The sequence below is a fragment of the Vibrio sp. RW genome, from assembly GCF_027587105.1.
GTDB classification, from domain to species: domain Bacteria; phylum Pseudomonadota; class Gammaproteobacteria; order Enterobacterales; family Vibrionaceae; genus Vibrio; species Vibrio toranzoniae.
Genome location: NZ_JAPPTM010000070.1, coordinates 1 through 1,520 on the forward strand (window position 1 = coordinate 1; position 1,520 = coordinate 1,520).

The 1,520-nt window shown below is 43.2% G+C and carries 2 protein-coding genes; both read left to right on the forward strand.

What is annotated here, in order from left to right; translation table 11 throughout:
- On the forward strand, positions 1–544 hold a 544-nt coding region (locus OCT63_RS21320), incomplete at its 5' end, for a DUF4236 domain-containing protein (RefSeq protein WP_269984588.1).
- Positions 545–1,303: 759 nt separating this feature from the next.
- Positions 1,304–1,507 (forward strand): hypothetical protein, encoded by a 204-nt coding sequence (locus tag OCT63_RS21325; protein WP_269984589.1) that lies wholly within the window; start codon positions 1,304–1,306, stop codon positions 1,505–1,507.
- The last annotated feature ends 13 nt before the right edge of the window (positions 1,508–1,520 follow it).

Here is a 1,520-nt window from a genome sequence, read left to right on the forward strand (position 1 = left end):
GCTCACACGATATTCAACGTTTGGCTATCGAGAGGGGATTATGGGATTCAAATTTCGAAAACGTATAAAAATTGCACCAGGACTTCATGTTAACGTTAGTAAAAGTGGTGTTAGCACCTCAATCGGAAAGCCAGGTGCTACGGTAAATATTGGCAAAAAGGGTGTGAAAGCAACGGTAGGAATTCCCGGTTCCGGCCTTTCATATAGTCAGAATTTAACGGGTAGCAGTAATCCAAAGGAAGTCTCGTCAAACACTGGTAAAGGTAGTTCCTTACTAGGTAAAACGTTGCTAACTATTGTAGCTTTCTTATTAGTAGCCAACTTTTTTGGTTCTCCTCCTGAATCAGTCACCTCGTTTAGTACCGTTGAAGTTAAAAGTTTACGTGTAAGAGCTGAACCAACGACTAACTCAAAGGTAGTCAATCAAGTGGTTGCAGGGGACAAGGTTGAGGTTATTCAAACAAGTGGCAGTTGGGTGCTTATTAAAGGTAATGGAGTTAAAGGTTGGGTTGCTGCAGAGTTCCTTTCAAGTCCAGAGCCATAACAAAGCATTTAAGAGTGATTCGCAACGCTTGGCAGTTTCGCTTCGCTCAAGTATAGCCAAGCGCCGCTCACACCTTAATGCGGCGTTAGTTTGCAAAGGGCAGAAAAGCGTTTGTGGTCTAAGAGCATAGTCCGGTTTTTATGCTTTACACCTGTTCGTTTTCTAATCTCACGCACTTTCCGGTGGCATTATGTCGGAAGCGTTTGCGGTGAGTTAGTTACTTACAGGTTCTAACATTGTTGCTAGTTCTTTGGTGCGTTTTCTTTGTCTTGGTGGCTAAGGTGCTTATAAATGGCTTGGTCGCACTTGGTTGTCAGGTTAGTCGAATGAATCCTTTGCCAGTTAAAGCGCTTCAAACCGTAGTCATTTTTCGTATGTCGCTTCTTAGCCAAGTCCGTTTTGTCGGTTGGATTTAAATTCTAAGCTGCTTGTTTTACTTTTGTGTTCAAAGCCAGTACTTTCATAGCTAATTCAGCACCTTGGCGCTAAACCTCTGGTTTCATCGTGGTGGCAAACTAACAAAGCGCTTAAGGCAGATTCGCAACGCGTGGCATTTTTAGTATGCGTTGATTTCTGTGTTTAAGGTGTGATGCGGTGGCTTCGTATTGCGTTGCTCACTACTTAGCTTAGCGTTAGTTTGCAAGGAGCAGAAAAGCGTTTGTGGTTTAAGAGCCTTGCTCTACGTTCTAGCTATTCACCTGTTCGTTTTCCAACCTCACGAACTTTCCGGTGGCACTATGTTGGAAGTGTTTGCGGTGAGTGAGTCACTTACTGGTTCTAACATTGTTGCTAATTCGTTGGTGCGTTTTCTTTGTTTTGATGACTAATGTGCTTAAAAATAGCTTAGCCGCACTTGGTTGTCAGGTTGGTCGAACGAATCCTTTGCCAGTTAAAGCGCTTCAAACCGTGGTTGTTTGTCGTATGTCGCTTCTTAGCCAAGTGCGTTTTGTTGGTTGGGTTTAAACTCTAAGCTGTT